This is a genomic window from Roseateles sp. YR242 (genome assembly GCF_900109745.1).
In the GTDB taxonomy this organism is placed as follows: Bacteria; Pseudomonadota; Gammaproteobacteria; order Burkholderiales; family Burkholderiaceae_C; genus Roseateles.
This window is the reverse complement of record NZ_FOAV01000008.1, coordinates 93,196-119,992: the sequence shown is the minus strand read 5'-3', so window position 1 is coordinate 119,992 and position 26,797 is coordinate 93,196. Positions and strand designations below refer to the sequence as shown.

The window sequence follows — 26,797 nt, the reverse complement described above, 5'->3', positions numbered from 1 at the left end:
CAGCGCCATGACTGACAAGACCGATCAGCGCCACCAGACGCCCACGCCACGGCCCCTCAGCGCCGATCCGTTGGAGGGGCCCGCCACGCCGCTGCCGTCCTTCATGGGCCGCCGCCAGTGGCTGTCCTCCTGCGCCAGAGGTACTGCGGGTGCACTGGCCTGGACACCGTTTGGCGCACTGATGGCCGCGTCCGCCGCCGAGCCGGTGGCGGATGGCGCGCCGGTCCGCGCCGCGCATGCCGACTACACCTGGGCCAGCCTCCCGTTTGGCGGCGGTGGCTTCATCGACGGATTTCTCTTCCACCCCCGTGAACAGGGCCTGCTGTACTGCCGCACCGACATCGGCGGCGCCTATCGCTACGACGGTACCGCGCGCCGCTGGCTGCCCCTGCTGGACCACCTCACCAAGCCTCAGGCCGACCTGATGGGTGTACTGAGCCTGGCCGTCGACCCACAGGACGCCAACCGGCTTTATGCCGCCTGCGGTCTCTATCTGGACGCAGCCTCACGCGACGGCGCCCTGCTCGCCTCCACCGACCGGGGCGCCACCTGGACGATCCACGAGCTGGGCATCAAGATCGGCGGCAACTCCCCAGGCCGAGGCAGCGGCGAGCGCCTGCAGGTCGACCCGTGGCATGGCGACACGCTGCTGCTGGGCAGCTCGCAGGACGGGCTGTTGCGCAGCTCGGACCGTGGCCGCAGCTTCCAGCGCCTGCCTTTTTCCCCGCGCCATGTCTCGCTGGTGCTCTTCGATGCTGCCAGCGGCCGCAAGGGCCAGGCGACACGCCGCGTCTATGTGGGCAGCCATGACCAGCCCGGCCTGCATGTGTCCGACGATGGGGGCGGCAGCTTCCGCCGCGTCACCGAAACGCCAGCCCAGGCCCCGCAGCACGCCGCCTTCGGCCCCGACGGCGTGCTGTATGTCGCCTTCGCCGTGGGCGACGGCCGCCACGTTGCCAACCCCAGCTACGCCACCACCGGCAGCGTGTGGAAGCGCGACACGCAGGGCCGCTGGACCGACATCACCCCGGTGCGCCCCGGCAGCGGGGCGCGAGGCTTCGGTTACGCTGGCGTGGATGCGGACCACCAACGCCCCGGACGCCTGATCGTCTCCACCTTTGAGCGGTGGGCCGATGGGGACGACCTGTTCCTCAGCGAGGACGGTGGGCGCACCTGGGCTGCCGTGGGCGCCCGCTCCACCCATGACCTGTCCACCCATCCGTGGCTGGCCAACTACAAGGGCAACACCCGTCGCCCCGATCCCATGGGGCACTGGCTCGCGGACGTGAAGCTGGACCCTTTTAATGGCCACCGGGCGGTCTACGGCACTGGCTACGGCCTGTGGATGACGGACCGGCTCGATCTGGCCACGCGGCCCGCATCGGACGCCCGCGTGCCATGGCGTTTCGAGGTGGCCGGTATCGAAGAGACGGCGACGCTGGAGATCAAGAGCCCGTCGGGCGGCGCCACGCTGCTGGCGGCGATGGGCGACGTCTCCGGCGCGGCATGGGAACAGCTGGACCAGCCGCCCGCCGCCGGCCTCTTCGCGCCCAGCAATGAGACCAACCGGTCCGTCGACTTCGCTCAACTGGCCCCCGCCATCCTGGCCCGCACCTCGGACCATTGCGCCACGGGGGGTTATGTCTCCGTGGATGGTGGCGCCAGCTGGAAGGCCTTCGGCCCTTCGCCGCGCCAAGCAAGGACGGCACAGGGGCAACGCGCGCCCACCGGCATCGTGGCCGTGTCCGCATCCGGCGGCTTCCTGGTCTGGGCGCCGGAGCGCCAGGCAGCGCTCTGGTCCCGCGACAAGGGTCGGACCTGGGCCCCCAGCACCGGCTGGCCCGCTTCGCCAAGCCCGCAACTGTGGCCCGTGGCGGACCGCACCGTGGAAGGTGTGTTCTACCTGCACGACCGCAGCGCCGGCACCGTGCTGGCCAGCCTGGACGGCGGCGCCAGCTTCGCACCCGTGATTACCGGCCTGCCCGTTGTCAATGATGCCGACTTCGCCCAGCTGGTGGTAGCCCCGGGGCGCGCTCGCGACCTCTGGCTGGCCCTGCCGGATGGGCTGCTGCACTTCCCGGGCGTGGACGAACCGATGCAACGCCTGCCTCTGGTGGCACAGGCCTGGATGCTGGCGCTGGGCAAGGCCGCACCAGGTGCATCCACTCACGCCTTGTATCTCTGGGGCCAGGTCTCACCCGCCGAAGGCGCCCCGGCGCAAGAGGGTCTGTTCCGCTCCGACGATGCGGGCCAGCGCTTCGTCCGCATCGACGATCCGCAGCACCGCTACGGCCGCCTGCTGTCGATGGCGGCCGATCCCCTCAAGCACGGCGTCGTGTTCCTCGCACCTCACGGGCGTGGCGTGGTGGTCGGCCGGCCGAAGGGGCAGGCATGACCAGCACCGGCACCAGCATGTCGCCACGCTTCGTCGAAGGGCCTGGCACCACCGCCAAAAGCCCATGGCACTCGCTGAGGCAAGCATTGCAAGGTCCCTTGCGCACGGTGGTCGCCCTGTCGGCGGCGCTCACCTGGGGCGTGTTGCTGGCCCACACCACTGCACAAGCTCAGCCGCCAACGGCAGCTTCCGAAGCGGCGCGCACCGGCAAAGGCCCGCAGCGCCTGCCGCTCCCGCAGACCCTGCGCTATACCGCCCCGGCCCCCGACACCCCCGCCGGCTGGGAGCAGCAGGCCTTGCCCATCGGCAATGGCCGCCTGGGCGCCATGTTGTTCGGCGGGCTGGCACGCGACCGCATCTCCTTCAACGACATCACCTTGTGGACCGGTGATGCGCGCCACATGGGCGCCTATCAGCCCTTTGGCAATGTGGTGCTGGCGCTGCCCGGCCATGACCAGGGCATCAGCGCTTACCGGCGCGAGCTGGACATCGCCCGGGCGGTCCACCACGTCTCCTATCGGCGCGAGGGCGTGCGTTTCGATCGCGAGACTTTTGCCAGCCATCCGGACCAGGTCATCGTTGTGCGTCTCACCGCCAGTCGCCCGGGCCAATACAGCGGCCGGCTGTCCCTGGAAGATCGCCATGGGGCACGCATCGAAGCCCACGGCCGGACCATCGAAGCGATCGGTGCGCTGGCGCCGCTCGGCGATGGCCAGCCGCCCGCAGGGACTGCATCCGTCACGAGCGCGACCGGTTCCACGCCCGCAGCCAATGCGGCGCCCAGCCTTCAATACGCAAGCCGCCTGGTGCTGCAGGCCGAAGGCGGCAGCGTCCGCCAGGATGGCCAGCAGCTGGTCTTCGAGCGCTGCGACGCCTTGACGATCAGGCTGGCCGCCGGCACCAGCTACGTGCCGGTCGCCGCGCGCCAGTTCCTCGGTGAGGATCCCCGCCCCCGGGTGGCAGCCCAGCTCCAGGCCGCCGAAGCCAAGCCCTTCAGCGCCCTGCGACAAGCCCACGTGCGCGACCACCAGCAGCTCTTCAACCGCGTCCACCTGAACCTGGGCGCCACCAGCGCCGACCGCCGCGCCCTGCCCACCGACGAACGCCTGCGCCGCTACACCGCCGAAGGCGGCGATCCCGAACTGGAAGCGCTCTACGCTCAATACGGCCGTTACCTGCTCATCGCCAGCTCCCGGGATGCCTTGCCCGCCAACCTGCAGGGCCTGTGGAACGACAGCCTCACGCCGCCCTGGAACTCGGATTACCACACCAACATCAACCTGCAGATGAACTACTGGCCCGCAGAAACGGCGAATCTGGCCGAGCTGGCGCAGCCCTTCTTCCAGTTCGTGCAGAGCCAGGTGCCGGTGTACCGGCGCACGGTGGCCGAGGTCGCGGCCCAGTCCCGTGCGGCCACTGCACCGTCGGAGGAGCCCATTCCCATCGACGCCCATGCCGGCAATGCCCGCCCCCCCGAGGAACGCTTCCTCAGCGCCGATGGCCGCCCCGTGCGGGGCTGGACTGTGCGCACCGAATCCAACCCCTTCGGCGCCATGGGCTACCTGTGGAACAAGACCGGCAACGCCTGGTACGCCCTGCACTTCTGGGAGCACTACGCCTTCGGGCGCGATGAGCGCTTCCTGCGCGAGCAGGCCTACCCGTTGATGAAAGAGGTCTGCCAGTTCTGGGAGGACCAGCTCAAGGCACTGCCGGACGGGCGCCTGGTGGCGCCACAAGGCTGGTCGCCGGAGCATGGCCCCGTGGAGGACGGCGTCAGCTACGACCAGCAGATCCTGTGGGAACTGTTCAACAACACCGTGGCCGCGGCAGACGCCCTGAGCACGGACAAGCCCTGGCGTGACCACCTCGCGAACCTGCGCGACCGCCTGGCCGGTCCGCGCACAGGTCGCTGGGGCCAGTTGCTGGAGTGGCTGGACGAAAAGCAGGACCCGGTGCTGGACACGCCCACCGACACCCACCGCCACGTTTCGCATCTCTTCGCGCTCTTCCCCGGCCGGCAGATTTCTCCGTCCCGTACACCGGCCCTGGCCGATGCCGCGCGCCGCACGCTGCAGGCGCGCGGGGATGCCGGCACCGGCTGGTCCATGGCCTGGAAGATTGCCTTCCGGGCGCGCCTGGGGGATGGGGACCATGCCCACCAGCTGCTGCGCGGCCTGCTGGCCACACCCGGTGCGCGCGCTGCGCAGCAGAACGGCCCCGGCACCGAGCACAACAACCACGGTGGCACCTATCCCAACCTGCTGGACGCCCACCCCCCCTTCCAGATCGACGGCAACTTCGGCGCCACGGCGGCCGTGATCGAGCAATTGCTGCAGTCCCACGCCGATGAGATCCACTTGCTGCCGGCCCTGCCCTCCGCCTGGCCCGAAGGCGAGGCCCGGGGCCTGCGGGCCCGACCCGGTGTGGAGGTGGACCTGCGCTGGCAGGCCGGGCAGCTCAGCCGGGCCGTTCTGCGCGCCACCGCCGCGGACACCGAGGTGGTCATCCGCGTCGGGGATCGCCGCATGAAAGCCACCTTGGTGCGCGGAAAACCGCTCCTCCTGGATGGACCCTGGCCGCCCACACCCCCTTCTGCCTCTCCCAACAACCCATCCCTATGAAGCTGTTGCGCATGGTCATGACCGCCACTTCCCTGAGCGCTGCCCTCGCCGGCACGCCCCTGGCCACTGCCGCCACCACGGCGCCAACTGCCAGCCCCGACGAACTGCCCCTGTTCGTCGGCCAGCCGCTGAGTGGCTGGTCCATCGGCGTGGCCGACTTCGAACGCGGCGCCCGCTTGACCGGCGAAAACGCGGTCGTGCCCAAGCCTGCCCACCCGCAGGTCCCCACCAGCGAGGTCAGCGCCAGCCGTTCCAGCAAGTCCGCCGCGCGTGACGCACTGACGCTGCAATGGAAGGAAGCCTGGTTTGCCACCCTGCGCCTGGAGGGCGGCCCGCCGGTGAACCTGCGCCCCTACCTGCCCCAGGGCACGTTGGAGTTCGACATCAACGTCGAGGAGCTCGCTCACGGGGGCCTGACGGTGAAGCTGGCCTGCGGCGAGGGCTGCGAGCGCAAGGTGAACTATCTGCTGCCCGCCCGGGCCCTGCAGGGCAAAGGCTGGCAGCGCCTGTCGTTCGCCCTGAACTGCTTCCACCGTGACGGCGACGACTTCGGCGCCGTCACCCAGCCGTTCTCCGTCGACACCAGCGGCACCGGCAAGCTCAGCATTGCCAATGTGCGGGTGCTCAAGCGTGGCGTACCCAACGCCTTCTGCGCGGACTACCGCACCGAGTCGGTCACCCCCAGCCCGCTGCTGCAGGTCTGGGCGCTGGAGTGGTGGCAGCCGCGCCATGAACAGAAGCTCGCCCAGGTCCAGCAGCAGCGGGCAAGCGGCCAGTTGCCGGAAGTCGTGTTCATCGGCGACTCGATCACCCAGGGCTGGGAGGACGCCGGGGCGCCGGTCTGGCAGGAGCACTTCGCGCGCTACCACGCACTCAATCTCGGCTTCGGCGGCGACCACACCGAGAACGTGCTGTGGCGGCTGCAGCATGGTGAGGTGGACGGCATCGCGCCCAAGGTGGCCGTGCTCATGATCGGCACCAACAACACCGGTGACCGGCAGGAAGACCCGCGCACCACCGCCGCCGGCATCCGCCGCCTCATCGATGAACTGCGCATGCGCCTGCCGGCCACCCGCATCCTGCTGCTGGCTGTTTTCCCACGTGAGCAAAAACCGGGCGGCCCGCTGCGCGCCATCAATGACGACATCAACCGCCTCATCGCCGGCTTTGCCGACGGAGAGACCGTGAAATTCCTCGACATCAGCCGCGTGCTGATGAACGCGGACGGCACGCTCTCCGCGGACGTGATGCCCGACTGGCTGCACCTCAGCGAACAAGGCTACCGCCTCTGGGCGAATGCCCTGGTTCCGACGCTCAGTGCCATGGTCGCGCTCACCCCTGCGGCAGGTCCTCCAGCTCCCTCGGCTTCCAGATCCGCGCCCTGACCGACCTCACGCCCACGCGCCAACCCTGCCCCCACGCCGCACCCAACGCTGCACCCAACGCTGCTCCCGCCCTCCTTCCACCTCATGAACGCTCCGATGCCCCCCACCCCGCCCTTTGGCTACAACTCGCCCTTCCCCAGCCACTTCGTACTGGGTGTCTCCGCCTCCGCCCCCCAGATCGAGGGCGCGGCGTTCACGGACGGCAAGGGTGAATCCAACTGGGACCACTTCTCCCGTCAGCCCGGTGCCGTCTTCGGCGGCGACACGCTGGACGTGGCGGTGGACCACTACCACCGCTTCGACGAGGACTTTGCCCTGATGGCGGCGCTGGGCATCCGCGACTACCGCCTCTCCATCGCCTGGCCGCGCATCCATCCCGATGGCGGCGCCACGGTGAACCAGGCCGGGCTGGATTTCTATCACCGCCTGTTTGCCAGCATGAAGCGTCACGGCATCACGCCGTGGGTGACGCTGTTCCACTGGGACCTGCCGCTGCCGCTGGAGCAGCGCGGGGGCTGGACCTCGCGGGAAACGGTGGACGCATTTGCCCGTTATGCCGAGACCGTGGTGAGCGCCTTCTCGGGCGAGGTGAAGCACTGGATCACCCTCAACGAGATCCGCTGCTTCACCCTCCTGGCCTACGGCCACGGCATCAAGGCGCCGGGCCGCCGTGAACCCGAGGCGGTGGTGAACCAGACCTACCACCATGCCCTGGTCTGCCACGGCCTGGCTGTGCGCGCCGTGCGCAAATACGGCGGCGATGGTGCCCGGGTGGGCCTCACCGACAACTGCGACGTCTGCGTGCCGGTCACCGAAACTGACGCGGACATCGCGGCCGCCACCGCCTGGTTCCGTGACCGCAATGCCCACATCCTCGGCGCCATCCACGCCGGCCATTACCCCCAGAGCTACCTGAACCGGGTCGGCGCCGCCGCACCGCGCGTGGCCGACGGTGACTTCGCCCTGATCAGCCAGCCCACCGACTTCCTGGGCCTGAACATCTACACCGGCCACTACGTGCGCGCCAGCGACAACGCGGATGGCTACGACACCCTGCCGCTGCCGCCCAACTACCCGCGGGCCGATCCGCCCTGGCTGCACCTGATGCCGCAATCCATCTACTGGGCGCCGCGCCTGGCCCATGCGCTGTACGGCCACCAGTCCATCTTCATCACCGAAAACGGCTGCGGTTATGACGACGAGCCGCTCGTGAACGGCGAGGTACTCGATCTGCACCGGCGCGAGTACCTGCGCAGCCACCTGCGCGAGGTGCACCGCGCCATCGGTGATGGCGTCCCGCTGGACGGCTATTTCTGCTGGTCCTTCATCGACAACTACGAATGGGAAGACGGGTACCGCCGCCGTTTCGGGCTGGTGCATTGCGATTTCCAGACCCAGCAGCGCACCCCCAAGCTCTCGGCGCGTTATTACGCCGATGTGGTGCGTGAAAGGCGGGTGCTTTGACGATGCCACCGGCGCTGGTTTCAGGCATGCTCCCGGCCTGACCTGACGACCTGCGCCTCCTCCGCGCCCACCCCACCATGACCACGCCCGCCAAACCCCGCAATCCCCGCCACGCTGCCACCCTGGCCGATGTGGGGCGGGAGGCTGGCGTCTCCGCCATGGCGGCCTCGGCCGTGCTCAACGGGGCCCGCACCTCGGCGCGCATCAGCGACGAGACACGGGAACGCATCCTGGAAGCGGCGCGGCGGCTCAACTACCGGCCCAACGCCACCGCCCGGGCGCTCACCAACCGGCGGATGAACACGCTGGGGCTGGCCACCACCCTCAACCGCGAAGAACTCAACCAGTATTTCCTGGAGGTGTTCAGCGGCGTGGTGGAGGCCGGCGCCGAACTCGGCCAGAACACCACCGTGTTCGCGCTGGAGGACTGGCACCGCAATGCCGAGCGCATCCCGTCCTTCTGCGATGGCCGCATTGACGGCCTGATCCTGCTCGCCCCGCTGCTGGACGAGCAGGAGGCCCAGCGCCTGCCCGATCACACACCCATCCTCTCCATCCACAGCAACGTGGTCATTCCGGGGGTGATCAACCTGGAGTCGGACGAGGAAGCGGGTGCCCAGGCCATGGTGACCCACCTGCTGACCATGGGCCATCACCGCATCCTTCATCTGGCCGGGCCCAGCCACTCGCTGGGGGCGCGGCGACGCGTGGAGGGCTACCTGCGTGCCCATGCACTGGCCGGCCGCGAACCGCCGCCGGACCATGTGGTGCTGGGCGACTTCCATGCCGAATCCGGCCGCCGCCGCCTGACGCAATGGCTGGAGGCGCACTGCGGCGAAGAAATGCCGCACGCCATCTTTGCCGGCAACGACGCCATCGCCATGGGCTGTCTGGACGTGCTGGTGGCGCGCGGCCTGCAGGTGCCGCAACAGATCTCCCTGGTGGGGTTCGACGACACCCAGTTGGCCCGTTCCGCCCGCATGGCCACCGTGCGGCAGCCGCTGCGCGAGCTGGGCCAGCGTGCCGCCCGGCTGCTGGTGGCCAGCGTCGACGCCAAGCTGGGCGAAGGCACCCCGCCACCCGCCACCAATCTTGTGCTGCCCACCGAACTGGTGGACGGCGCCACCCTCTCTGCGCCACGGCCCGGGCCGTTACGCATCACCTGACACGGGCTCCGGCCCGCATTGCCATGAGTGCTCATCCCCTGACGGTATCCAACGACTCCAGCGCCGCCGCCCTCTCGGCCGCGGCCCCTGCCCCTGGCCTTGGGGGCACCGGCACGGGAACGGTCACCAAGGGGGCGGACCGGGTCCCGATACCGCAGAAGGTGGGCTACGGGCTGGGCTCGCTGATCGACCTCTGGGGCCACTGGCTGTACCCGGCCCTGGCCTTTCACGTCTTCAATGTGTTCCTGGGCGTGGCGCCCGGCCTGATCTCCACCGCGCAGATGATCAAGGTGCTGGTGGATGCCGCCTCGGACGCGATCTTCGGCTGGCTCTCCGACAACACCCGCACCCGCTACGGCCGCCGCCGGCCCTTCATCCTGGTGGGCGGTGTGCTGGCGGGCATCGGCCTGCCGCTGATGTTTGCCGTGGGACGCGGCTGGACGGATACCGAGTACTTCATCTTCATGGTGGCCTCCACCATCCTGTATGTACCGGTGATGAGCTGCTTCAACATGCCCTGGGTGAGCCTGGGTGCGGAAATGACGCCGGACTATCACGAGCGCACCAACGTCCAGTCGGTGCGCAATGCCATCCAGAAGGCGCCGGAGCTGGCGATGTTCTTTGCCGCCCAGTTCACCACACTGGCCTGGTTCCATGATGCGGACGGCAAGCCCGACATCCTGCGCGGCGCCCAGACCTACTGCACCATCCTCGGGGCCATCATGGTGGCGGTCTCCATTGCCATGTTCCTGCTGGTGCGCGAACGTTATTACGTCAACCTGGTGGCACGCACCCAGAGCCACATCCCCTTTCGCGACACCTTGTGGCGCACCCTGCGCTGCCGGCCCTTCCGCCACCTGCTGTGCATGATGCTGGCCTACGGCATGGGCACGGCCATGGTGGCCGCCCTGGGCTACTACGCCACCGTCTATTACGTCTGCAAGGGCGACATCACCCTCGCCACGCAATGGAACACCGGCATGGGCCTGGCCGGCATGGGCTTCGGCTTTGTGGGCATCCTGTTCTTCAACCGGGTGGCCCGGCACTTCGGCAAGCGGATCGGGCTGAGCGTGGTGCTCAGCCTGGCCATCTGCGCCTTCATCTCGGACTGGTGGCTGTACGACCCCGAGCACCCGGCCCTGCAGTTGCTGGCCTGCGGCTTCGTGGCCTTCACCGGCGCGGGCTTCTGGACACTGTATGGGTCCACCCTGGCCGACGTGGTGGATTACGACGAGACACAGACCGGGCAACGCCGCGAGGGCTCATTCTCGGCCTGCCAGTCGTGGATCTCCAAGGTGGGCATTGCACTGGGCGTGGGCGCCTCGGGCTGGATCCTGCAATTCACCGGTTTTGATTCCAAGTTGCCGGTGCAGTCGGATCACGCCATCTTCATGATCCGCATCCTGCTCTCCGGCATTCCGGTGATCGGCCTGGTGGTGGCGCTGGTGGCACTGCTGCGCTTCGAGTTGACGGAGAAGCGCATGGGCGAGATCCGCGCCACGCTGGAGTCGCAGCGCGGGCTGGTCTGAGCGCCGCCGCTGTCAGAAGGTGTGGCGGATGCCCACACCGTACAGGCGGGTGGTGGCATCCATCTGGGTGCCGGCGCCCGACAGCACCGGAATCTCCAGCGCGCCCAGCGGCAGCAGCATCGTGGTGGGGCCGCCCGCCAGCGTCAGCGCCGGGTTGAGCGAGCTGCTCACGATGTCGCCACGCTGGTCTTCCACCTGGGCATACCGCAGGTACAGCGCCGTGCGCTTGGAGAGGTTGTATTCCGCGCCCAGCGTGTACGCGCGGTTCTTGCCGTGGGTGAAATTGTTGAAACGGCTGTCGCTGATCTGGGCAATCAGGTCGAACAGCTTCACGGTCTGCTTCACGGCCAGGCCCAGCGAGGTGATACGCGGGTCCGCATCGCCGGATTCCTTGAACGCGCCGCGATAGAAATTGCCCGCCAGTTCGGTGCCGGTGCTCGCAAAACGGTATTTGGCGCCCAGCGTGTAGCTCATGAAGCTGTCGACGTTGAACAGCGGCACGAAGCCGGCAGCGGTGGCCAGGCCGAACGGCACGCCGAAATGATTGCGGTGGTAGGCGCCGGTCAGCGTCAGGTCGGCGTCGGTATAGGCCAGCATGGCGCCCACCGCCTTGCCACGGCCCGTGCCGTCCTCGCTGCCCGCCGTGGCGCCGCCGATGATCTGGCCGGTATTGACGTTGGAAGCCGGGGAACGCGCGGCACTGACCCGGCTGGCCACCCCCCCGTTGGGCGTGTAGGAGAGCTGGCCGAGCCAGGGGCCCTTGGCCACCGTGTAGCTGAACATGTTGTCCTGGTAGACCTGCAGGTTGTTGACCGTCACGCCAGCAGCCAGCACGTCGGTGGAGCCCAGGCGCTCAACACTGTTGAAGTAATACGCCACCAGCATGGGCACGGCCTGGCGCCCCAGGCGGAATTCGCCCGCGGGCGTGGTCAGGCCCACCCAGGCCACGCGGCCGAAGAAGCGGACGTCATTGCTGAGGGTGCCAGCATCCGGTGTGAAGCCGCCTTCGAGCTGGAACTTGGCCACAAAGCCATCACCCAGTTCTTCATTGCCCTTGAAACCGAAGTAGGACTGCCGCGTCAGGCTGGTGGACATGCGGCTGATGGACGACGACGGCGCCGCCACCGCATTCGGGATCACGCGGCCGCCGCTGACGCTGAACAAGGTGCCCTGCACATTGCCCTGGCTCTTCTTGATCTGGTCCACGCCCACGTCGAAGGAGCCGTAGAGCGTGATGCCGCTGTCGGCGTGTGCCGGCGCTGGCGCCCAGGCGGCCAAGCAGGCCATGGCCGCCAGGACCCCGTTCAGCAGCAGGCCGTGCCGGGCGGGAGAACCGCCCGCACCGCGCCAGCCGCCGGGCACTGCCCGCTGGCTGGCGGGGCCGAAGGGGGGGCGGCTGATGGCAGAAATGCGACGAGCCGGGCGGAGGCGGTAATGCTGATACATCGACACGATCATGGACCACCGACACACGGTCGAGCAGTCATTGCATGGGGTGCCTGGGAGTATTCACGAATACGCCGCCATACGGATACATTTTGTTGGGCTTCGGTAACACTTGACCCCGAATCAGGTCGATGGGCGAGGAAAGGCGCTCGTCACCCTGGTCGTCGCCAAGCGCGCGCGGGCTTTCAGTGCCCGGTGATCTGCTGGGTCAGTGCCGATCCGAGGCTCAATTCCAGCTGCCGCGCTGCAGGCGACGGGCCGGCCGTCAGGCTTCCGATGGACAGCTTCAGCCGGTCGGTCAAGCGCGGTTCCAGGTCATAGGCCAGGTAGAGACAGCCTCGCTCACGGGCGGCCACCTCGAAGCTGGGGCCGGCCAGGGGATGGATGCGTTCAGGTCGCGAAGGCGCATCACAGACTCCGTCCACCGAGGCCACCAGCGCCGGCCGATGCCATTGCCCCTGCGCATCTGTCAGTTGGCCGTCCACCCGCAACCGAACGCCGCTGGCAGCGGTGGCCGAGACCTGGATGGCCACGACCAGCCGGGCATCCAGCACCTGCGAGTCGGGGAAGCCTTCCTGGACTGGCACCACAAAACCCAAGCGTACCGTGGTCGTCTGGAGCTGCCGGCCACTGGCCTGCACCACAAGATCGGCCCCCTCCACCGTGAAGCCCGCTTCACGGTCCGCGTGCGGCATCACACGAGCCGCTTGCGGCACGCCATTGACCGCCAGGGTGTCGGCATGGCGGATGAGATGGGTGTTCTGCGCGAAGCTGCAGCCGGAAGTTGCCCCAAGGGCCCCAAGGACCCCAAAGCAGCCCAAGGCGCGAAGGACAAGCATGGCCAGTCTGTCGATCAGACCTGGCACTGCAGGCTGCCGCCACCGACCGTGTTCAATGTCCATTTCGCTCCTTGATCTGGCGGGCATAGTACACATACGAGCGCAGGCCCATCGCTTCGAACTGCATGGTCGCAAACAGCGGGATGGTGGCCGGGTCGGGGTCGCCCCGCCCTGCGGTCATATTGCCTGTCGCATGCCTGTCGTATTGGCGCGTAGCAATGCATCTGCAAGATATCAAGAAGGCAATATCCGCGGGTAGGGTGTCCACCCCGCGTCAGCTCATGACGCGTGTTTGGCGTCCGCAGCAGTCTGCAGGTCCGCCACCAGGCGGTCCAGGCTGTGGGCCTTGTCGTAGAAGGCGTCCGCGCCATGCCGGGCGCAGAGCATTTCGTAGAAGTCGGGGTCGCGGTTGCTCAGCACAAAGAGCTTGCCCGCAAAACCGATCTGCCGGGCCCGTTCCAGCACGCGCATGCCCGAACCCTCGGCCAGGCCGATGTCGACCAGCACCACATCCGGCGACGTGCCCCGGATCAACTCCAGCGCTGCGTCTTCATTGTCGGCCTGCCCGATGACGGACACACCGGAGACCTCCGCCAGAAGCCGAACCAGTTGCTTGCGGATAACTTCCGAATCTTCGACAAGAACAATCTTCATGCTGAACAGCGCTGCGCCTGAAGCCCACAGTCTGCCTGCATTCCGAATACCCTCGGCCAAAGAATTTGTAATCCGGGCGCTCTGAGCGCTCTCTGAATCACGGCTGAATAACACCTGAATAGCAATCGGGCGCCCGGAATGCATCCCGGGCGCCCGATTGGAGAGTTTCCGCTGGCGTTGCGCGCTTCTTTACTTGCGCTTGTTGTACACGTCCACAAAGACAGCCGCCAGCAGCACCAGGCCCTTGATCACCTGCTGGTAATCAATGCCCACGCCCAGGATGGACATGCCGTTGTTCATCACGCCCATCACAAACGCGCCAATGACGGCCCCCATGATCTTGCCCACACCGCCGGACGCGGAGGCGCCACCGACGAAACAGGCCGCAATCACGTCGAGCTCGAAGCCCAGACCCGCCTTGGGCGAGGCCGTGTTCAGCCGGGCAGCAAACACCAGGCCCGCCAGCGCGGCCAGTGCGCCCATGTTCACGAAAGTGAGGAAGGCAATGCGCTCGGTGCGAACACCGGAAAGGCGGGCCGCCTTTTCATTCCCGCCGACCGCATAGACCCGGCGGCCCAGCGTGGTTCGGCCAGCAATGAAGTCATAGGCCAGCGTCAGCGCCACCATCACCACCATCACCGTGGGCAAGCCCTTGTAGGAGGCCATCAGCCAGCTCATGGACAGCACCGCCACCACGATGACCGCCTGACGCAGCACAAAGATCGGGCCCGGCTCGACCTCCATGCCGTGCCGCAAGCCGGCACTGCGATGGCGCCAGGCCACCACCACCGCCACGACAGCCAGCAGCAGGCCCAGGCCCAGCGTGGTCGGGCGAGGATCTTCCTGGTTGAACAGCTCGGGCAGGAAGCCGGCGCTCAGCAGCTGGAAGGCGTCCGGGAACGGCCCCAGGGACTGGCCTTGCAACAGCGCCAGTGCCAGGCCCTTGAACACCAGCATGCCCGCCAGCGTGACGATGAAGGACGGAATGCCCAGGTAGGCCACGAACCAGCCTTGCGCGGCGCCAATGACGGCACCGGCCGCCAGACAGACCATGGCGGCGGGAAATGCCGGCCAGTCGTAATTGACCATCAACACCGCGGCCAGGGCCCCGATGAAACCGCACACCGAGCCCACCGACAGATCAATGTGCCCCGCCACGATCACCAGCAGCATGCCCAGCGCCATGATGACGATGTAGCTGTTCTGCAGCACCAGGTTGGTCAGGTTCAACGGCTGCAGCAGCGTGCCATCGGTCAGCACCTGGAACAGGCCCATGATGGCCACCAGCGTGATGAGCATGCCGTAGTCACGCAGGTGCCGCTTCAGGAAGTGGGCAATGCCGCCGCCCTGGGCGGGGCCGCGGGGCGCCGGCGGCGGGGCCGTGCGCGTCGGGGGGGCGCCGTTCACAGGCGCCGTCAGAGGATCATGCATGACGTAACTCCCGGGCGCCGACGATGGCACCCATGATTCTTTCCTGCGAGGCTTCGGCGGCGTCGAATTCGGCCACCATCCGTCCCTCGTTCATGACATAGGTTCGGTCGCACATGCCCAGCAGCTCCGGCATCTCCGAGGAGATCATCAAGATGCCGCAGCCGCTTTCGGCCAGTTGTGCAATCAGGCTGTAGATCTCGAACTTGGCGCCCACGTCGATGCCGCGGGTGGGTTCGTCCAGGATCAGCAGCCGGGGCTGCGAGAACAACCACTTGGCCAGCACCACCTTCTGCTGGTTGCCGCCGGACAGATGCATGGTCTGCTGGGCCACATCCGTGCAGCGGGTGGCCAACTGGCGGCGGTACTCCTGCGCGACCGAGTGCTCGCGTGCCGCATCCAGCACACCCGCACGCGACACACCCGACAGGTTGGCCAGGCTGGTGTTGCAGGCAATGGATTCATTGAGCAGCAACCCGAGGGACTTGCGGTCCTCGGTGACATAGGCCAGGCCGGCCCGGATCGCCTTGGGCACGGTGGACACGTCCACCGGCTGGCCGTCCATCAGCGCGGTGCCGCTGATGCGGCGGCCGTAGCTGCGGCCGAACACGCTCATCGCGAGTTCGGTGCGCCCCGCCCCCATCAGGCCGGCAATACCGACGATCTCGCCACGGCGCACCGTGAGGTTGACGCCCCGCACCACCTCCCGCCCGGCTTGCACCGGGTGGTAGGCGTGCCAGTCGCGCAGCTCGAACAGCAGCTCGCCGATCTGGGGCGTGCGGCGCGGGTAACGGTCGGCGAGGTCCCGGCCGACCATCGCCTGGATGATGCGGTCTTCGCTCACCGGCTCGTGCCGGCAATCCAGCGTGGTAATGGACCGGCCGTCGCGCAGCACGGTCAGGCGGTCCGCCACGCGGGTGATCTCGTTGAGCTTGTGGGAGATCAGGATGCAGGCAATGCCCTGTGCGCGCAGCTCCATCAGGCGGTCCAGCAGCGCTTCGCTGTCCGACTCGTTCAGGCTGGCGGTGGGTTCGTCCAGGATCAGCAGCCGCACGGATTTCGCCAAGGCCTTGGCAATCTCCACCAGCTGCTGCTGGCCGATCCCGAGGTCGGCGACCCGCGTGTCGGGCGACTCGCGCAGCCCGACACGGTCCAGCAACTCCCGCGCGCGGCGGTGCATGGCCATGCGATCAATCACGCCCAGGCGCGCTGGCTCATGGTTGAGGAACAGGTTCTCCGCAATGGAGAGCTGCGGTACCAGCGCCAGCTCCTGGTGAATGATGATGATGCCGAGCGCTTCGCTGTCGACGATGCCGCCGAAGCGGCGCTCCTCGCCTTCGAAGTGGATCTCGCCGTCATAGTCCGGGTGCGGATAGACACCACTGACCACTTTCATCAGCGTGGACTTGCCAGCACCGTTCTCGCCCACCAGGGCGTGGATCTCGCCAGGGTGCACCTTGAGGTGCACATTCTCCAGCGCGGTCACGCCGTGAAAGCGCTTGGTGATGCCGCGCAGCTCCAGCAGCGGCGCGGCGGCCTCGGGCGCACGCGCCGCGGGCATGGGGATCGCTTCAGCCATACAACCTCCGAGCGTCAAACGGGATCAGCGGGGATCAGCGGACCTGGCTCTCTTTGTAGTAGCCGCTGTCCACCAGCGTCTGCTTCCAGTTCGCGGTATCCACGGCCACCGGCTTGAGCAGGATGCTCGGGATCACCTTGACGCCATTGTTGTAGGTCTTGGTGTCGTTCACGGCCGGCTGCTTGCCATTGAGCACGTCGTCCACCAGGCCGGCGGCGGCGGTGGCCAGCGCACGGGTGTCCTTGAAGACGGTGCTGGCCTGCTCACCCTTCACGATGGACTTGACCGAAGGAATCTCGGCGTCCTGGCCGGTGACGATGGGGCACGGCTGGCTCTTGCTGCAATACCCGGCGCCCTTGAGCGAGGACAGGATGCCGATGCTCATGCCGTCATACGGGGACAGCACCGCGTGCAGGCGTTCGTTGCCGTAGAAAGCGCTCAGCAGGTTGTCCATGCGCGCCTGGGCGGCGGAAGCATCCCAGCGCAGCGTGCCGACCTTGGCCATGCCCATCTGCTTGCTGCGCACCACCAGCTTGCCGCTGTCGATGTAGGGCTTGAGCACGGAGATGGCGCCGTCGTAGAAGAACGCGGCATTGTTGTCGTCAGGCGAGCCGCCGAACAGTTCGATGTTGAAGGGGCCCTTGCCCTGCGCCACGCCCAGCTTGTCGATGATGGATTGGCCCTGCATCACACCGACCTGGAAATTGTCGAAGGTGACGTAGTAGTCCAGGTTCTTGGTGCCACGGATCAGGCGGTCATAAGCGACCACCTTGATGTTGGCCGCCGCAGCCTTCTGCAGCACGCTGGACAGTGCCGAGCCGTCGATGGAGGCGATCACCAGCACCTTCACCTTCTTGGTGATCAGGTTCTCGATCTGTGCCAGCTGATTGGGGATGTCGTCTTCCGCGTATTGCAGGTCGGCCTTGTAGCCCTTGTCCTTGAATGCCTTGACCATGTTGTCGCCGTCGGCGATCCAGCGGGCCGAGCTCTTGGTCGGCATCGCGATACCGATGAGGCCCTTGTCCTGGGCGAGTACCTGGGTGGCCGTCCCGGCCAGTCCGATGGCCGCCACCAGGGTGGTGAGCAGGCCCAGGGCGCCGCGGCGCGGCATCTTTGCTTTTGTCATGAGGTCTCCGTTGTGTGCTTCTACGAATCGATGCCCGTCGGCCACTTCCCTGAACCCAGGGCTGCCGACGGTGGCCGAGCATCGCATGAATGAAAACTGAATGCATCATGAACAACCCATGAATGCCTCAGCCGTGTGCGGGGCATGGCAACCGGCGTGCCACCCCTGTCCATCGATGATCTGGCGCTTTTTGCATCATCCGCCGGCACGAAACGGCAGCCGATAACCTTTCAACGCGGGTCGATATTCATTTCGGCATTGCTGTCGTCGGAGCGCGTTACGCGTGCGCTCACAGACAATTGCGTGCGTGATCCTGGTGTTCCCCCTAATGCCCGCCGGACCCGCCAGTGCTTGGGTCGTGCGCCTGCACGGGGAATGGCGCCAGCCAGGCCAGGATGATGGGCGGCACTGAAAACAACAGCACCAGGCCGAAGAAGGTGGCGTATTGATGGCCCACCGCGGCATACACCCAGCCACTGACGCTGCCGGTGGCCCATTTGGTCAACGCCATGACGCCAGTGGCCATGGCGTAGTGGGTCATCTTGAACGGCCCCGGCGCAATCTGCTGCATCATGTACAGCATGTGGCCTACCGAGCCCATCCCGAACCCGAACTTCTCGATGGCCACCACCGCGCCGATCAGCATCACGTTGTCCGGCATGGCGTGGCTCAGGTAGTAGTAGGTGACATGGGGCAGGTTGAGCGCGATGGCCAGCAGGATGAAGGTCCGTTTGAGCGTCATCCGCGCCACGATGAAGCCGCTGAGAAAGGCCCCGGCAATGAACGCCACCGTGCCCACCGTGCCGTAGATGTGGCCCAGCGCGGCGTTGTCCAGCCCCAGGCCGCCGGCATCGCGCGGGTCCAGCAGGAACAGCGGGCCGAACTTCTCGATGAAGCCCTCGCCGAAGCGGTAGAAGAAGACCACCGCCAGCATCATCCAGATGGATGGCTTCTGGAAGAAGGTGACCCAGGACTCACGCAGGGCGACCATGGCACTCCGCAAGTCCTGGCCCTGCACGGACGAAGGCGCACCGGGCGGCAGCACCCGCAGGTGCCACAGGCCGAAGCCACCCATCATGCCGGCTGCGCCCAGCATCACGGCCATCCAGCAATGCACCCAGGACCAGCCCAGGTCCTTGTGCAGCCAGCCGGTGAGCGACACCAGCAGGCCCGAGGCCACCACCGCGCCCAGGTTCCAGCACATGCCCTGCACACCGGAATAGCGCGCCTGGTCCCGCAACGGCATGGTGGTCATGAACACGCCGTCGGCGACGATGTCCTGGGTGGCGGAGGCGAAGCCGGTGATCCAGAAGAAGGCCAGCGAGGCGCGGAAGAAGCCGTCCAGCGGCAGGCTGAAGGCCACCAGGCCCAACGACGCCATCATCAGGAACTGCATGCTGATCACCCACCACCGCTTGGTGCGGTAGGGCTCCAGCAGGGGCGACCACAGCGGCTTGAGCACCCAGGGCAGATACATCTGCGAGGTGTAGAGGGCAATGTCCTCGTTGGAGATGCCCATGTTCTTGTAGAGGATGGCCGCTACCGCGCCCACCAGCACGTTGGGCAGGCCCATGGCCAGGTAGAGCGACGGGACCCAGAACAGCGGGTGGCGATGGCCCGGCGTGGGCTCGTCGGCCAGGCGCTCGGACGCGCTGGCGCCCTCCCCTTGGACGACGGGGGGCAGCGCGCCGGAATGAGCCGGGCCGGAATGGGCCGGGCCGGTGGTGGAGAGATCCGCACTCATCGCGTGCCTTTCTTGCCGGCGCGGGCGCCGACGCTGTTGTCTGCGCTCAGCGCCTGCAGCGCGCCGGTCACATAGACCAGCGGCGCATTCCAGTTGATGGCCACCTCGTTGCTGGCGTAGCTGCACAGGTGATCCAGCCAGGACAGCGCGGTCAGCGTTGACGGATACGGCACCGGGCATTCGGCCTTGTCCTGCTGGCCCGGGTTCGCGCCGCCAACCAGGAAGCCGGGCACCGGATCCTGGATGCCGTCCGCCTCCGAGGGGCGGTGGTGGGGATGCATCGGCGGCCGGAGGCCGAAGCCCGTGACCTGCGAGCGGCCCAGCGGGTTGCGACCCAGCACATAGTCCAGATTGGCCTGTGCGGCAGCAAGTGCGTCGCGCCGTGCCTGCGGTGTGGACGCCGTCTGCCGGGCTGCCTGGATCAGCATCAGCGCCTGGTTCAGCACCTCGGCATTGCTGCCCCAGCGGAAGTCCTCGGCCTGCATCGGTACCCGCCACGCGGATTGCTTCCAGCGCAGCACCAGGGTGTCGGCCTGGCTGCGGATGCGCTGCTGCACGATGGCGCGGTCTGCCTCGTTCAGGCGGTCCTGGTGCTTGGCCAGTGACACCCAGGCCAAGCCGCCCACATCGCTCCAGGACGGCACGTTGATGGCCAGTTGCCCCAGCCGCATCGCGTCGAGAAAGCGCTGCTCGCCGGTGGTGATGAACAACTCGGCGGCCGCCCAGGCGAATTCATCGTCCAGCTTGGTGTCGTCATAACCGCCGGTGACCACATCGGCGGGCTGGCGGTAGATCACATCCTTGTGCTGCCGGGCCCAGTCCCAGGCGGCCAGCGCGGCAGCGCGCATGCGCTGAGAACGGCCAGGGGACTGCGCCTCAAAGGGCGCGAGCACCCGGCTTGCGGTGGCCATCACCGCGGCAAAGTCCAGCGTGGCCGCGGTCGTCTTCTGCACGACATAGCGCTCGGCCGTGGCTTGCGCTGGCATCACCATGCCGTCAAAGCGCAGATTGGTGAGCTTGTGATAGACCCCGCCATCGGCCGGGTCCTGCATGGTCAGCATCCAGTCGAGATTCCAGAGCGCTTCGTTGAGCAGGTCCGGCAGGCCATTGCCGCTTTCGGGCAACCCCACCGCGAGGCCCCGGTAGAACGCGGGGAAATGCTCGTAGGCGGCCAGCAGCGTGTAGGTGCTGATGCCGGAATTGACGATGTATTTGTTGTAGTCGCCAGCGTCGTACCAGCCCTTCGGGCTGCTGATGACGTCGCCCTCCTTGCGCTGCGGGCCGGTGGCCGAGGCGTGGATGAGGATGCGGGTGTCCGGATGGCCGGCGGCGCGGGCGTAGGCGCCCCCCAGCTGCGGTGTGACTTCGATGCCGGCGCGGTTGAAATAGAAGGCGCGGATGGCCGCAGCGGTCAGCGGGGTGTAGACCGTGTCCCCCACGACAAATGGGGCAGAGGTGAGTGGGCTGGACGAGCGTGCAGCCGCCCCCCGGCCCTGCACACTGACCTGCACACGATAGGTGCCCGGCTTGCGCAAGGCCGACAGGTCGGCCAGCTTGACGGTGGTGTCCGCCAGCGGCCAGGTGGCAGGGGCGCTCAGCGAGCCTTTCATAACGATGCGCCCGCGTGCATCCACCACGGTGAAGCCGCTGGCCGCGACATTCGGCACCACCGCCCACTTCGCGGCAGCGGTCGGGAAGCCGACTGAATTGAGGTCGATCTGATCGACCGTTGTCTGTGCCGGCACGCAGGCCGGCAAGAGCAGCAAGAGCGGCCAGCGCCGCCAGGGCGAGCAAGCCGCGGCGGCCACGCCAAAGGCATGCCAACGGCGTGGCACCGCTCGCACATCAGAACGATTGAGGGAACCTGCCCACATCGCATTTGTCTCCTGTGACGGCGCCCTTCAGGGCGCTCTTGTCATCGCTGAAATCAGAAACGGACGCCCGCCCTGCGGGCGCCCGGGATCACATCATGGCCGGTCTTTCGGTCGGCCGCCTCATGGCGTCCAGTCCAGTGTCCGGCCATCGGCCTGGACCGCACTGCGGCGGCCATCCACCTCCAGTTGCCATTGCTTCAATGCGCCTTCGGAGACGACCACGCGGTAGCTGTCGCCTTCTCGCTGCACATGGCCGCGTGCGGCAATGCCGCCGTCCAACGTGGGCACCACAAAGCCGGCCTGCTGCCCATCGTCCAGCGCAAAGACGCGCAGAACGACCTGGTCCGCATAGTCGTAATCCGGCCGCTCGGTCTCACGCCCCCACGGCAACACCGTGTTGGGCGCCACGTACAGCGGCAGGCTCAGAAAGCCATGCTGCTCACGCCGCCAGCGGCCGCCCTCCACCACCTCGCCGTTGAGCAGATGCGTCCAGCGGCCTGCCGGCAGGTAGACATCCACCTCACCAGACTCGGTGAACACCGGGGCCACCAGCAGGCTTTCGCCCAAGTGGTATTGACGGTCCAGCGTCGCGCAGGCGGGGTCGTCCGGATGCTGCATCACCGCGCTGCGCATCACCGGCACGCCGGTGGCGCTGGACTCGGCGGCGCTGGCGTAGAGGTAAGGCATCAACTGGTGCTTCAGCCGGGTGAAGTGGCGCAGCACGTCGCAGCTTTCCTCGTCCACCAGCCATGGCACCCGGTAGGAGCTGCTGCCGTGCAGCCGGCTGTGGGAAGACAGCAGGCCGAACTGGATCCAGCGCTTGTAGACGGCCGGCGGCGGGTTGCCCTCGAAGCCGCCGATGTCGTGGCTCCAGAAGGCAAAGCCGCAGCTGCTCAGCGACAGGCCGCCGCGCAGGCTTTCCGCCATGGATTCGAAATTGGACCAGCAGTCACCACCCCAGTGCACCGGGAAGCGCTGGCCGCTGGCATAGGTGGAGCGGGCGAAGACCACGGCCTCCTGCTGCTTCACCTCCTGCAGCAGGTTGAACACCACCTCGTTGTATTGCAGGGCATAGAGGTTGTGCATCTCCACCGGGTCGGAGCCGTCGTGGTAGCAGACGTCCTGGTCAGGAATGCGTTCACCGAAGTCGGTCTTGAAGCAATCCACCCCCATGGCCAGCAGGCGGCGCAGGTGCCCCTGGTACCAGCGCACGGCCGCAGGGTTGGTGAAGTCGACGATGGCCATGCCGGGTTGCCACAGGTCGGTCTGCCAGACACGCCCGTCCGGCCGCTTGAGGAAGTAGCCTTCGCGGCTGCCCTCGTCGAACAGCGGCGAGCGCTGCGCCACATACGGATTGATCCACAGGCTGATGCGCAGGCCCTTGGCGCGCAGCCGGGCCAGCATGCCTTCGGGATCCGGGAAGCCGCGCGAATCCCATTGGAAGTCGCACCACTGGAACTCCCGCATCCAGAAGCAGTCGAAATGGAAGACGGCCAGCGGCAGTTCGCGCCGTGCCATTTCGTCGATGAAATGGGTGGCGGTGGCTTCGTCGTATTGCGTGGTGAATGAGGTCGTCATCCACAGGCCGAAGCTCCAGGCCGGCGGCAAGGGTGCGCGGCCGGTCAGCGCGGTGAGGCGCTGCACCACGTCCTTGGGCGTGGGGCCGGCCACCACGCAGTAGTCCAGGCTCTCGCCCTCACGGCTGAACTGCACGCGGGAAGTCTTCTCCGAGGCCACCTCGAAGGACACCGGCCCCGCCTCGTTCACCAGCACGCCGTAGCCGCGGCTGCTCATGTAGAACGGCACGCTCTTGTAGGCCTGCTCGCAGGCCGTGCCGCCGTCCTTGTTGATGTTCTCCACCACCTGGCCGTTCTTGATCCAGGGCGTGAAGCGCTCACCCAGGCCGTAGACGTATTCACCCACGCCCAGCGAGAGCTGTTCATGCATGAAGCTGCCTTTGCCGCTCCATTGCAGATACCCCAGCCCGCGTGAATCGCTGCGGGTGAGGACCTTGTCGCCCTCGCGGAACACCAGGCTGTAGCCCTCGCCCTTCTTGACGTCCACCGTCAGCGACCCGGACGTGACGCGCAGCAGTTGCGCCGTCTCTTCCACCTGAAGGCGCTGCGCCGACGCACCCGGCATCGGCACATTCAGGCGGCGCGCCAGCCCGGCCACGTAATGCGCGGCACTGACGCGGATGACGCCCGGCGCCGGTGATTGCAGCGTGACGGTGATCGTCGGCCCGGCCAACGTATCCCCGCGGTGCTTGATGGGCCGGGTCGTGACGAGCAGGACCACGCGGTCCTCCCTCACGTCCACGGCATAGGTTTCGGTGGCGTAGTGCGCCGCCACGCCGGGCTGCAGCAGCCATTGGCCGTCGGTGAACTTCATGCGTCTCCTGGTCGTTGTGCCGCCGTGCCCCCAAACCCTTGTGAAACCAACTGTTTACCGCTAAATCAGCGTAAGCGTCATTCGGGGTGGAACGGCGTGCCTGTTGTGCGGTCGGGAGGATAGAGCAAGGTGCCGTTTTCTCTTGTCCGGGACAACCCGCAAGGTCCAACCCCAATGCCGAAACCGGCATTGATGGGGACCCAAATGTGATTGGTCGCTAATCAGTGCGCTGCCTAGCATTCGGTCCGCTCACCTAGGGACCTTGACACGGCTCCCCCTGCACCCAAAACAAAGACGGAGACAACATGAGCACTACCCGGTCCGAGCTGCGCCCGGCGCGCACCTCCCATTCTCCCGCTGCTTTTTCGGGATCCCCTCTTCAGGCCGCCAGCGGCGATACCGAACGCGACCGAGGATTCGCCCTGCGTGGTGTAACCTCCGCCGTCGTGATCCTGAGTTGCCTGATGGGCGCCGGTTCGGCACTGGCCCAGGCAGCGCCCGCCCCGGCACCGGCACCGGCACCAGCCGATGCGCCCACGCCCCCTGCCCCACCCGCGGCCACGGAGAAGACCGCCCTCGACACCGTCGTTGTTACCGGCATGCGCAAGTCGGCCGAATCGGCCCAGACCATCAAGCAGAATTCCGACCAGGTGGTGGATTCCATCGTGGCCGAGGACATTGGCAAGTTCCCCGACAAGAACGTGGCGGAATTGCTGGGCCGGGTGACCGGTGTGCAGATCCAGCGTGGCAATGGTGAAGCCGGCACGGTGATCATCCGCGGCCTGGGCGGCATCGTCACGCTGCTCAATGGCCGTGAGTTCTTCTCCGATTCCGGCCGTAGCCTGTACCTGGCCGACGTGCCGGCCACCATGCTCAACCGTATCGACGTCTACAAGACGCAGGAAGCCAGCCTGCCTGAAGGCGGCACGGCCGGCGTCATTGACGTGCGGACCAACCGCCCGTTTGACTTCAAGGACGCGCAGCTGTTCATCAATGCCCGGGGCGAGCGCCGCGACAAGGCCAAGACGAACAACCCCGACCTCAGCACCATGGCCTCCAACCGCTGGAAGACCGACCTGGGTGAAATGGGGGCCTTGATCGGCTTGTCCTATCAACGCGGGCAGTACCACGACGAGCGCGCCTTCGTGGGCGACCCGCTGCTGGTGACCGTGCCCGGCCGCCAGAACCAGGTGGTGGCCTCCGACAGCATGGGCCGGGTGCTGGACCTCGGCGACCGCCGCCGCGTGGCCGGTAACTTCGCCCTCCAATGGAAGCCCAGCAAGGACGCCGAGGTGTACCTGGAAGGTTTTGCCACCAAGATCAATCACCGCTACCAGCAGTCCTTCCTGGTGGGCGGCATCGGTCTGGTCAACGACCCCAACCTCGGCTGGATCCCGGCCGATGGCAGCGTCATCACCACCAAGCCAGGCACGGACAACCTGGACACCATCACCAACACCAACTACCCGGGCTGGGGTTTCACCTCCACCCAGGCCAAGCATGACGACGCCCGCAACATGCAGCTGGCGCTGGGCGGCACCCTGCAGGTGAATGACAAGCTCAAGCTGAAGACCGAGCTGGCCCACACGCACAGCAAGATCGACTGGGTGAACCGGATTCTGGATACCGGCTACAACCCCACCAGCACCGTGGCGTCCGTGAAGGACAGCGGCGGCTTCATCGACTACCCCGGCCTGGACCTGACCAACCCCGCCAACTTCCACATCAACGGCGGCGTGGATGTGCGTGGCGTGCGAGAAGGCAACTCCACCGACTGGCGTGGTGACGCGGATTACGACCTGGGCGACGGCTTCTTCAAGGAGTTCAGTACCGGCCTCCGGCTGGCCAAGCGCGACGCCATGGCGGTGCAGACCAACATGGCCTGGACCACCAGCTTCTCCGCCGTCGGCCAGAGCCTGGCCAACTTCCCCGGCATCTGGGCGGTCTCGCCCAGCACCTGGGGGGACTTCGGCGTGAAGCAATATGCCTATGCCTCCCGCGACTGGCTGCTGGACAACGGTGCCGCCTTCCGCGAGATGCTGACCGGCAGCACCGACCTCACCGCCTACGACCCCACCACCCGCTTCGACGACACCGAAAAGACCTCCAGCGCCTACGGCCGCCTGAAGTTCGGGTTTGACCTGCTGGGCAAGCCCATCACCGGCGTGGCCGGGCTGCGCCTGGTGCACACCTCCCAGGTGCTGCGCGGCAATTCGAAGGACAACGCCACCGGCACGATCACGCCGGTCAACATCGACACCTCCCGCACCGATGCCCTGCCCACGATCTCGCTGCGCGCCGAACTGACGCCGCGCCTGATCGGCCGGCTGGTGTGGGGCAAGACCATCGAGCGGCCGGCCTTCTCGGACTACAACCCCGCCACCACCGTCAGCCCCCCGGGCGGCGGCGTGACCTACGGCACCATCGCGGGCGGCAACCCGGACCTGAAGCCGACGGAATCCAACAACACCGACGTGGCCTTGGAGTGGTACTTCACCAAGACCGGCGCCATCACCGGCACGCTGTTCGACCACAAGTTCAAGAACCGCGTGATGACCCAGACCACCGAGACCACGATCGACGACGTGCTCTACCGGGTGACCAAGCCGGTCAACCTCACGACCGCCGAGCTGCACGGCTATGAACTCGGCTACCGCCAGTTCTACGACTTCCTGCCCGGCTGGCTGAGCGGTTTCGGCCTGGAAGCCAATTTCACCTTCATGACGGGCAGCCAGACCGACGCGGCCGGCAACACCACCACCTTCCTGGGCCAGTCCCGCAAGGGCTACAACGTGGTGGGCCTGTATGAGCGCAACAACATCTACGGGCGGCTGGCCTACAACTGGCGCTCCAAGTTCCTGGCGGAGTCGCCGTACCGGACCACCGGCCGCGAGCTGTGGGTGGCCCCGCTGCGCACGCTGGATGCCTCGATTGGCTACAACATCAGCAAGCAGCTGACCGTCTCCCTGGACGTGACCAACCTGCTCAACCAGGCTTATCACGACTACTTCGACAGCAACCCCTCCCTGGTGCGCGACGTGCGCTACTACGACCGCACGGTGGCCGTGGGGCTGCGCTGGAAGATGTAATCAGGGTGCACAGCCCCGGGGGCGCGCCCCCGCCCCCCCGGGCCCGCACCGCATTCAAGCAGTCAGG

17 protein-coding genes are annotated in these 26,797 nt (G+C 67.1%); 7 read left to right on the top strand and 10 right to left on the bottom strand.

The window, feature by feature from the left end; all coding sequences use genetic code 11:
* Window positions 1-7: 7 nt before the first annotated feature.
* The 6 genes from BMY53_RS16050 (at window position 8) to BMY53_RS16025 (ending at window position 10,560) form a co-directional block, all read left to right on the top strand.
* On the top strand, window positions 8-2,395 hold the full coding sequence (locus tag BMY53_RS16050) for a hypothetical protein (protein ID WP_218151244.1): 2,388 nt from the start codon (window positions 8-10) through the stop codon (window positions 2,393-2,395).
* Entirely contained in the window at window positions 2,392-5,016 is a 2,625-nt protein-coding gene (locus tag BMY53_RS16045) for a glycoside hydrolase family 95 protein (RefSeq protein WP_255370237.1), read from the top strand. Before BMY53_RS16050 ends, BMY53_RS16045 begins: the two co-directional genes overlap by 4 nt.
* A gap of 17 nt (window positions 5,017-5,033) precedes the next feature.
* Window positions 5,034-6,401: a GDSL-type esterase/lipase family protein gene (locus tag BMY53_RS16040; RefSeq protein ID WP_218151243.1), complete on the top strand. Its 1,368-nt coding sequence runs from the start codon at window positions 5,034-5,036 to the stop codon at window positions 6,399-6,401.
* Between the two features lie 96 nt (window positions 6,402-6,497).
* Window positions 6,498-7,865, top strand: a complete 1,368-nt coding sequence (locus BMY53_RS16035; protein ID WP_092947505.1) for a GH1 family beta-glucosidase — start codon at window positions 6,498-6,500, stop codon at window positions 7,863-7,865.
* A 77-nt stretch (window positions 7,866-7,942) separates the two neighbouring features.
* Window positions 7,943-9,031, top strand: a complete 1,089-nt coding sequence (locus tag BMY53_RS16030) for a LacI family DNA-binding transcriptional regulator (protein WP_092947504.1) — start codon at window positions 7,943-7,945, stop codon at window positions 9,029-9,031.
* Between the two features lie 23 nt (window positions 9,032-9,054).
* A complete protein-coding gene (locus BMY53_RS16025) occupies window positions 9,055-10,560 on the top strand; it encodes an MFS transporter (protein WP_092947503.1) in 1,506 nt (501 codons plus the stop codon).
* A gap of 12 nt (window positions 10,561-10,572) precedes the next feature.
* On the opposite strand, the gene BMY53_RS16020 is transcribed toward BMY53_RS16025, so the two are convergent.
* From BMY53_RS16020 to yicI, 10 genes are all read right to left on the bottom strand, one after another.
* Window positions 10,573-12,006 carry a porin gene (locus BMY53_RS16020; protein ID WP_255370236.1) on the bottom strand — a complete coding sequence of 478 codons (1,434 nt, stop codon included), beginning with the start codon at window positions 12,004-12,006 and terminating at the stop codon, window positions 10,573-10,575.
* Window positions 12,007-12,191: 185 nt separating this feature from the next.
* Window positions 12,192-12,845 carry a hypothetical protein gene (locus BMY53_RS16015; protein ID WP_143074099.1) on the bottom strand — a complete coding sequence of 218 codons (654 nt, stop codon included), beginning with the start codon at window positions 12,843-12,845 and terminating at the stop codon, window positions 12,192-12,194.
* Between the two features lie 52 nt (window positions 12,846-12,897).
* Window positions 12,898-13,026, bottom strand: coding sequence for a hypothetical protein (locus BMY53_RS26455; RefSeq protein WP_255370235.1), 129 nt, complete (start codon window positions 13,024-13,026; stop codon window positions 12,898-12,900).
* Window positions 13,027-13,124: 98 nt separating this feature from the next.
* A complete protein-coding gene (locus tag BMY53_RS16010; RefSeq protein WP_177200909.1) occupies window positions 13,125-13,499 on the bottom strand; it encodes a response regulator transcription factor in 375 nt (124 codons plus the stop codon).
* A gap of 189 nt (window positions 13,500-13,688) precedes the next feature.
* Window positions 13,689-14,930, bottom strand: a complete 1,242-nt coding sequence (mmsB, locus tag BMY53_RS16005; RefSeq protein WP_092947500.1) for a multiple monosaccharide ABC transporter permease — start codon at window positions 14,928-14,930, stop codon at window positions 13,689-13,691.
* A complete protein-coding gene (gene mmsA / locus BMY53_RS16000) occupies window positions 14,923-16,506 on the bottom strand; it encodes a multiple monosaccharide ABC transporter ATP-binding protein (RefSeq protein WP_255370234.1) in 1,584 nt (527 codons plus the stop codon). Before mmsA ends, mmsB begins: the two co-directional genes overlap by 8 nt.
* A gap of 34 nt (window positions 16,507-16,540) precedes the next feature.
* Complete coding sequence (chvE, locus tag BMY53_RS15995) at window positions 16,541-17,632, bottom strand: multiple monosaccharide ABC transporter substrate-binding protein (protein WP_310732118.1); 1,092 nt, start codon at window positions 17,630-17,632, stop codon at window positions 16,541-16,543.
* A 325-nt stretch (window positions 17,633-17,957) separates the two neighbouring features.
* Window positions 17,958-19,376 (bottom strand): AmpG family muropeptide MFS transporter, encoded by a 1,419-nt coding sequence (locus BMY53_RS15990; protein WP_092947497.1) that lies wholly within the window; start codon window positions 19,374-19,376, stop codon window positions 17,958-17,960.
* Entirely contained in the window at window positions 19,373-21,250 is a 1,878-nt protein-coding gene (locus BMY53_RS15985) for a glycoside hydrolase family 9 protein (RefSeq protein ID WP_092947496.1), read from the bottom strand. The genes BMY53_RS15990 and BMY53_RS15985 overlap by 4 nt, the downstream gene beginning before the upstream one ends.
* A gap of 120 nt (window positions 21,251-21,370) precedes the next feature.
* Window positions 21,371-23,641 carry an alpha-xylosidase gene (yicI, locus tag BMY53_RS15980; protein WP_092947495.1) on the bottom strand — a complete coding sequence of 757 codons (2,271 nt, stop codon included), beginning with the start codon at window positions 23,639-23,641 and terminating at the stop codon, window positions 21,371-21,373.
* Window positions 23,642-23,946: 305 nt separating this feature from the next.
* On the opposite strand from yicI, the gene BMY53_RS15975 reads away from it, so the two are divergent.
* Window positions 23,947-26,730: a TonB-dependent receptor gene (locus BMY53_RS15975; RefSeq protein WP_092947494.1), complete on the top strand. Its 2,784-nt coding sequence runs from the start codon at window positions 23,947-23,949 to the stop codon at window positions 26,728-26,730.
* The last annotated feature ends 67 nt before the right edge of the window (window positions 26,731-26,797 follow it).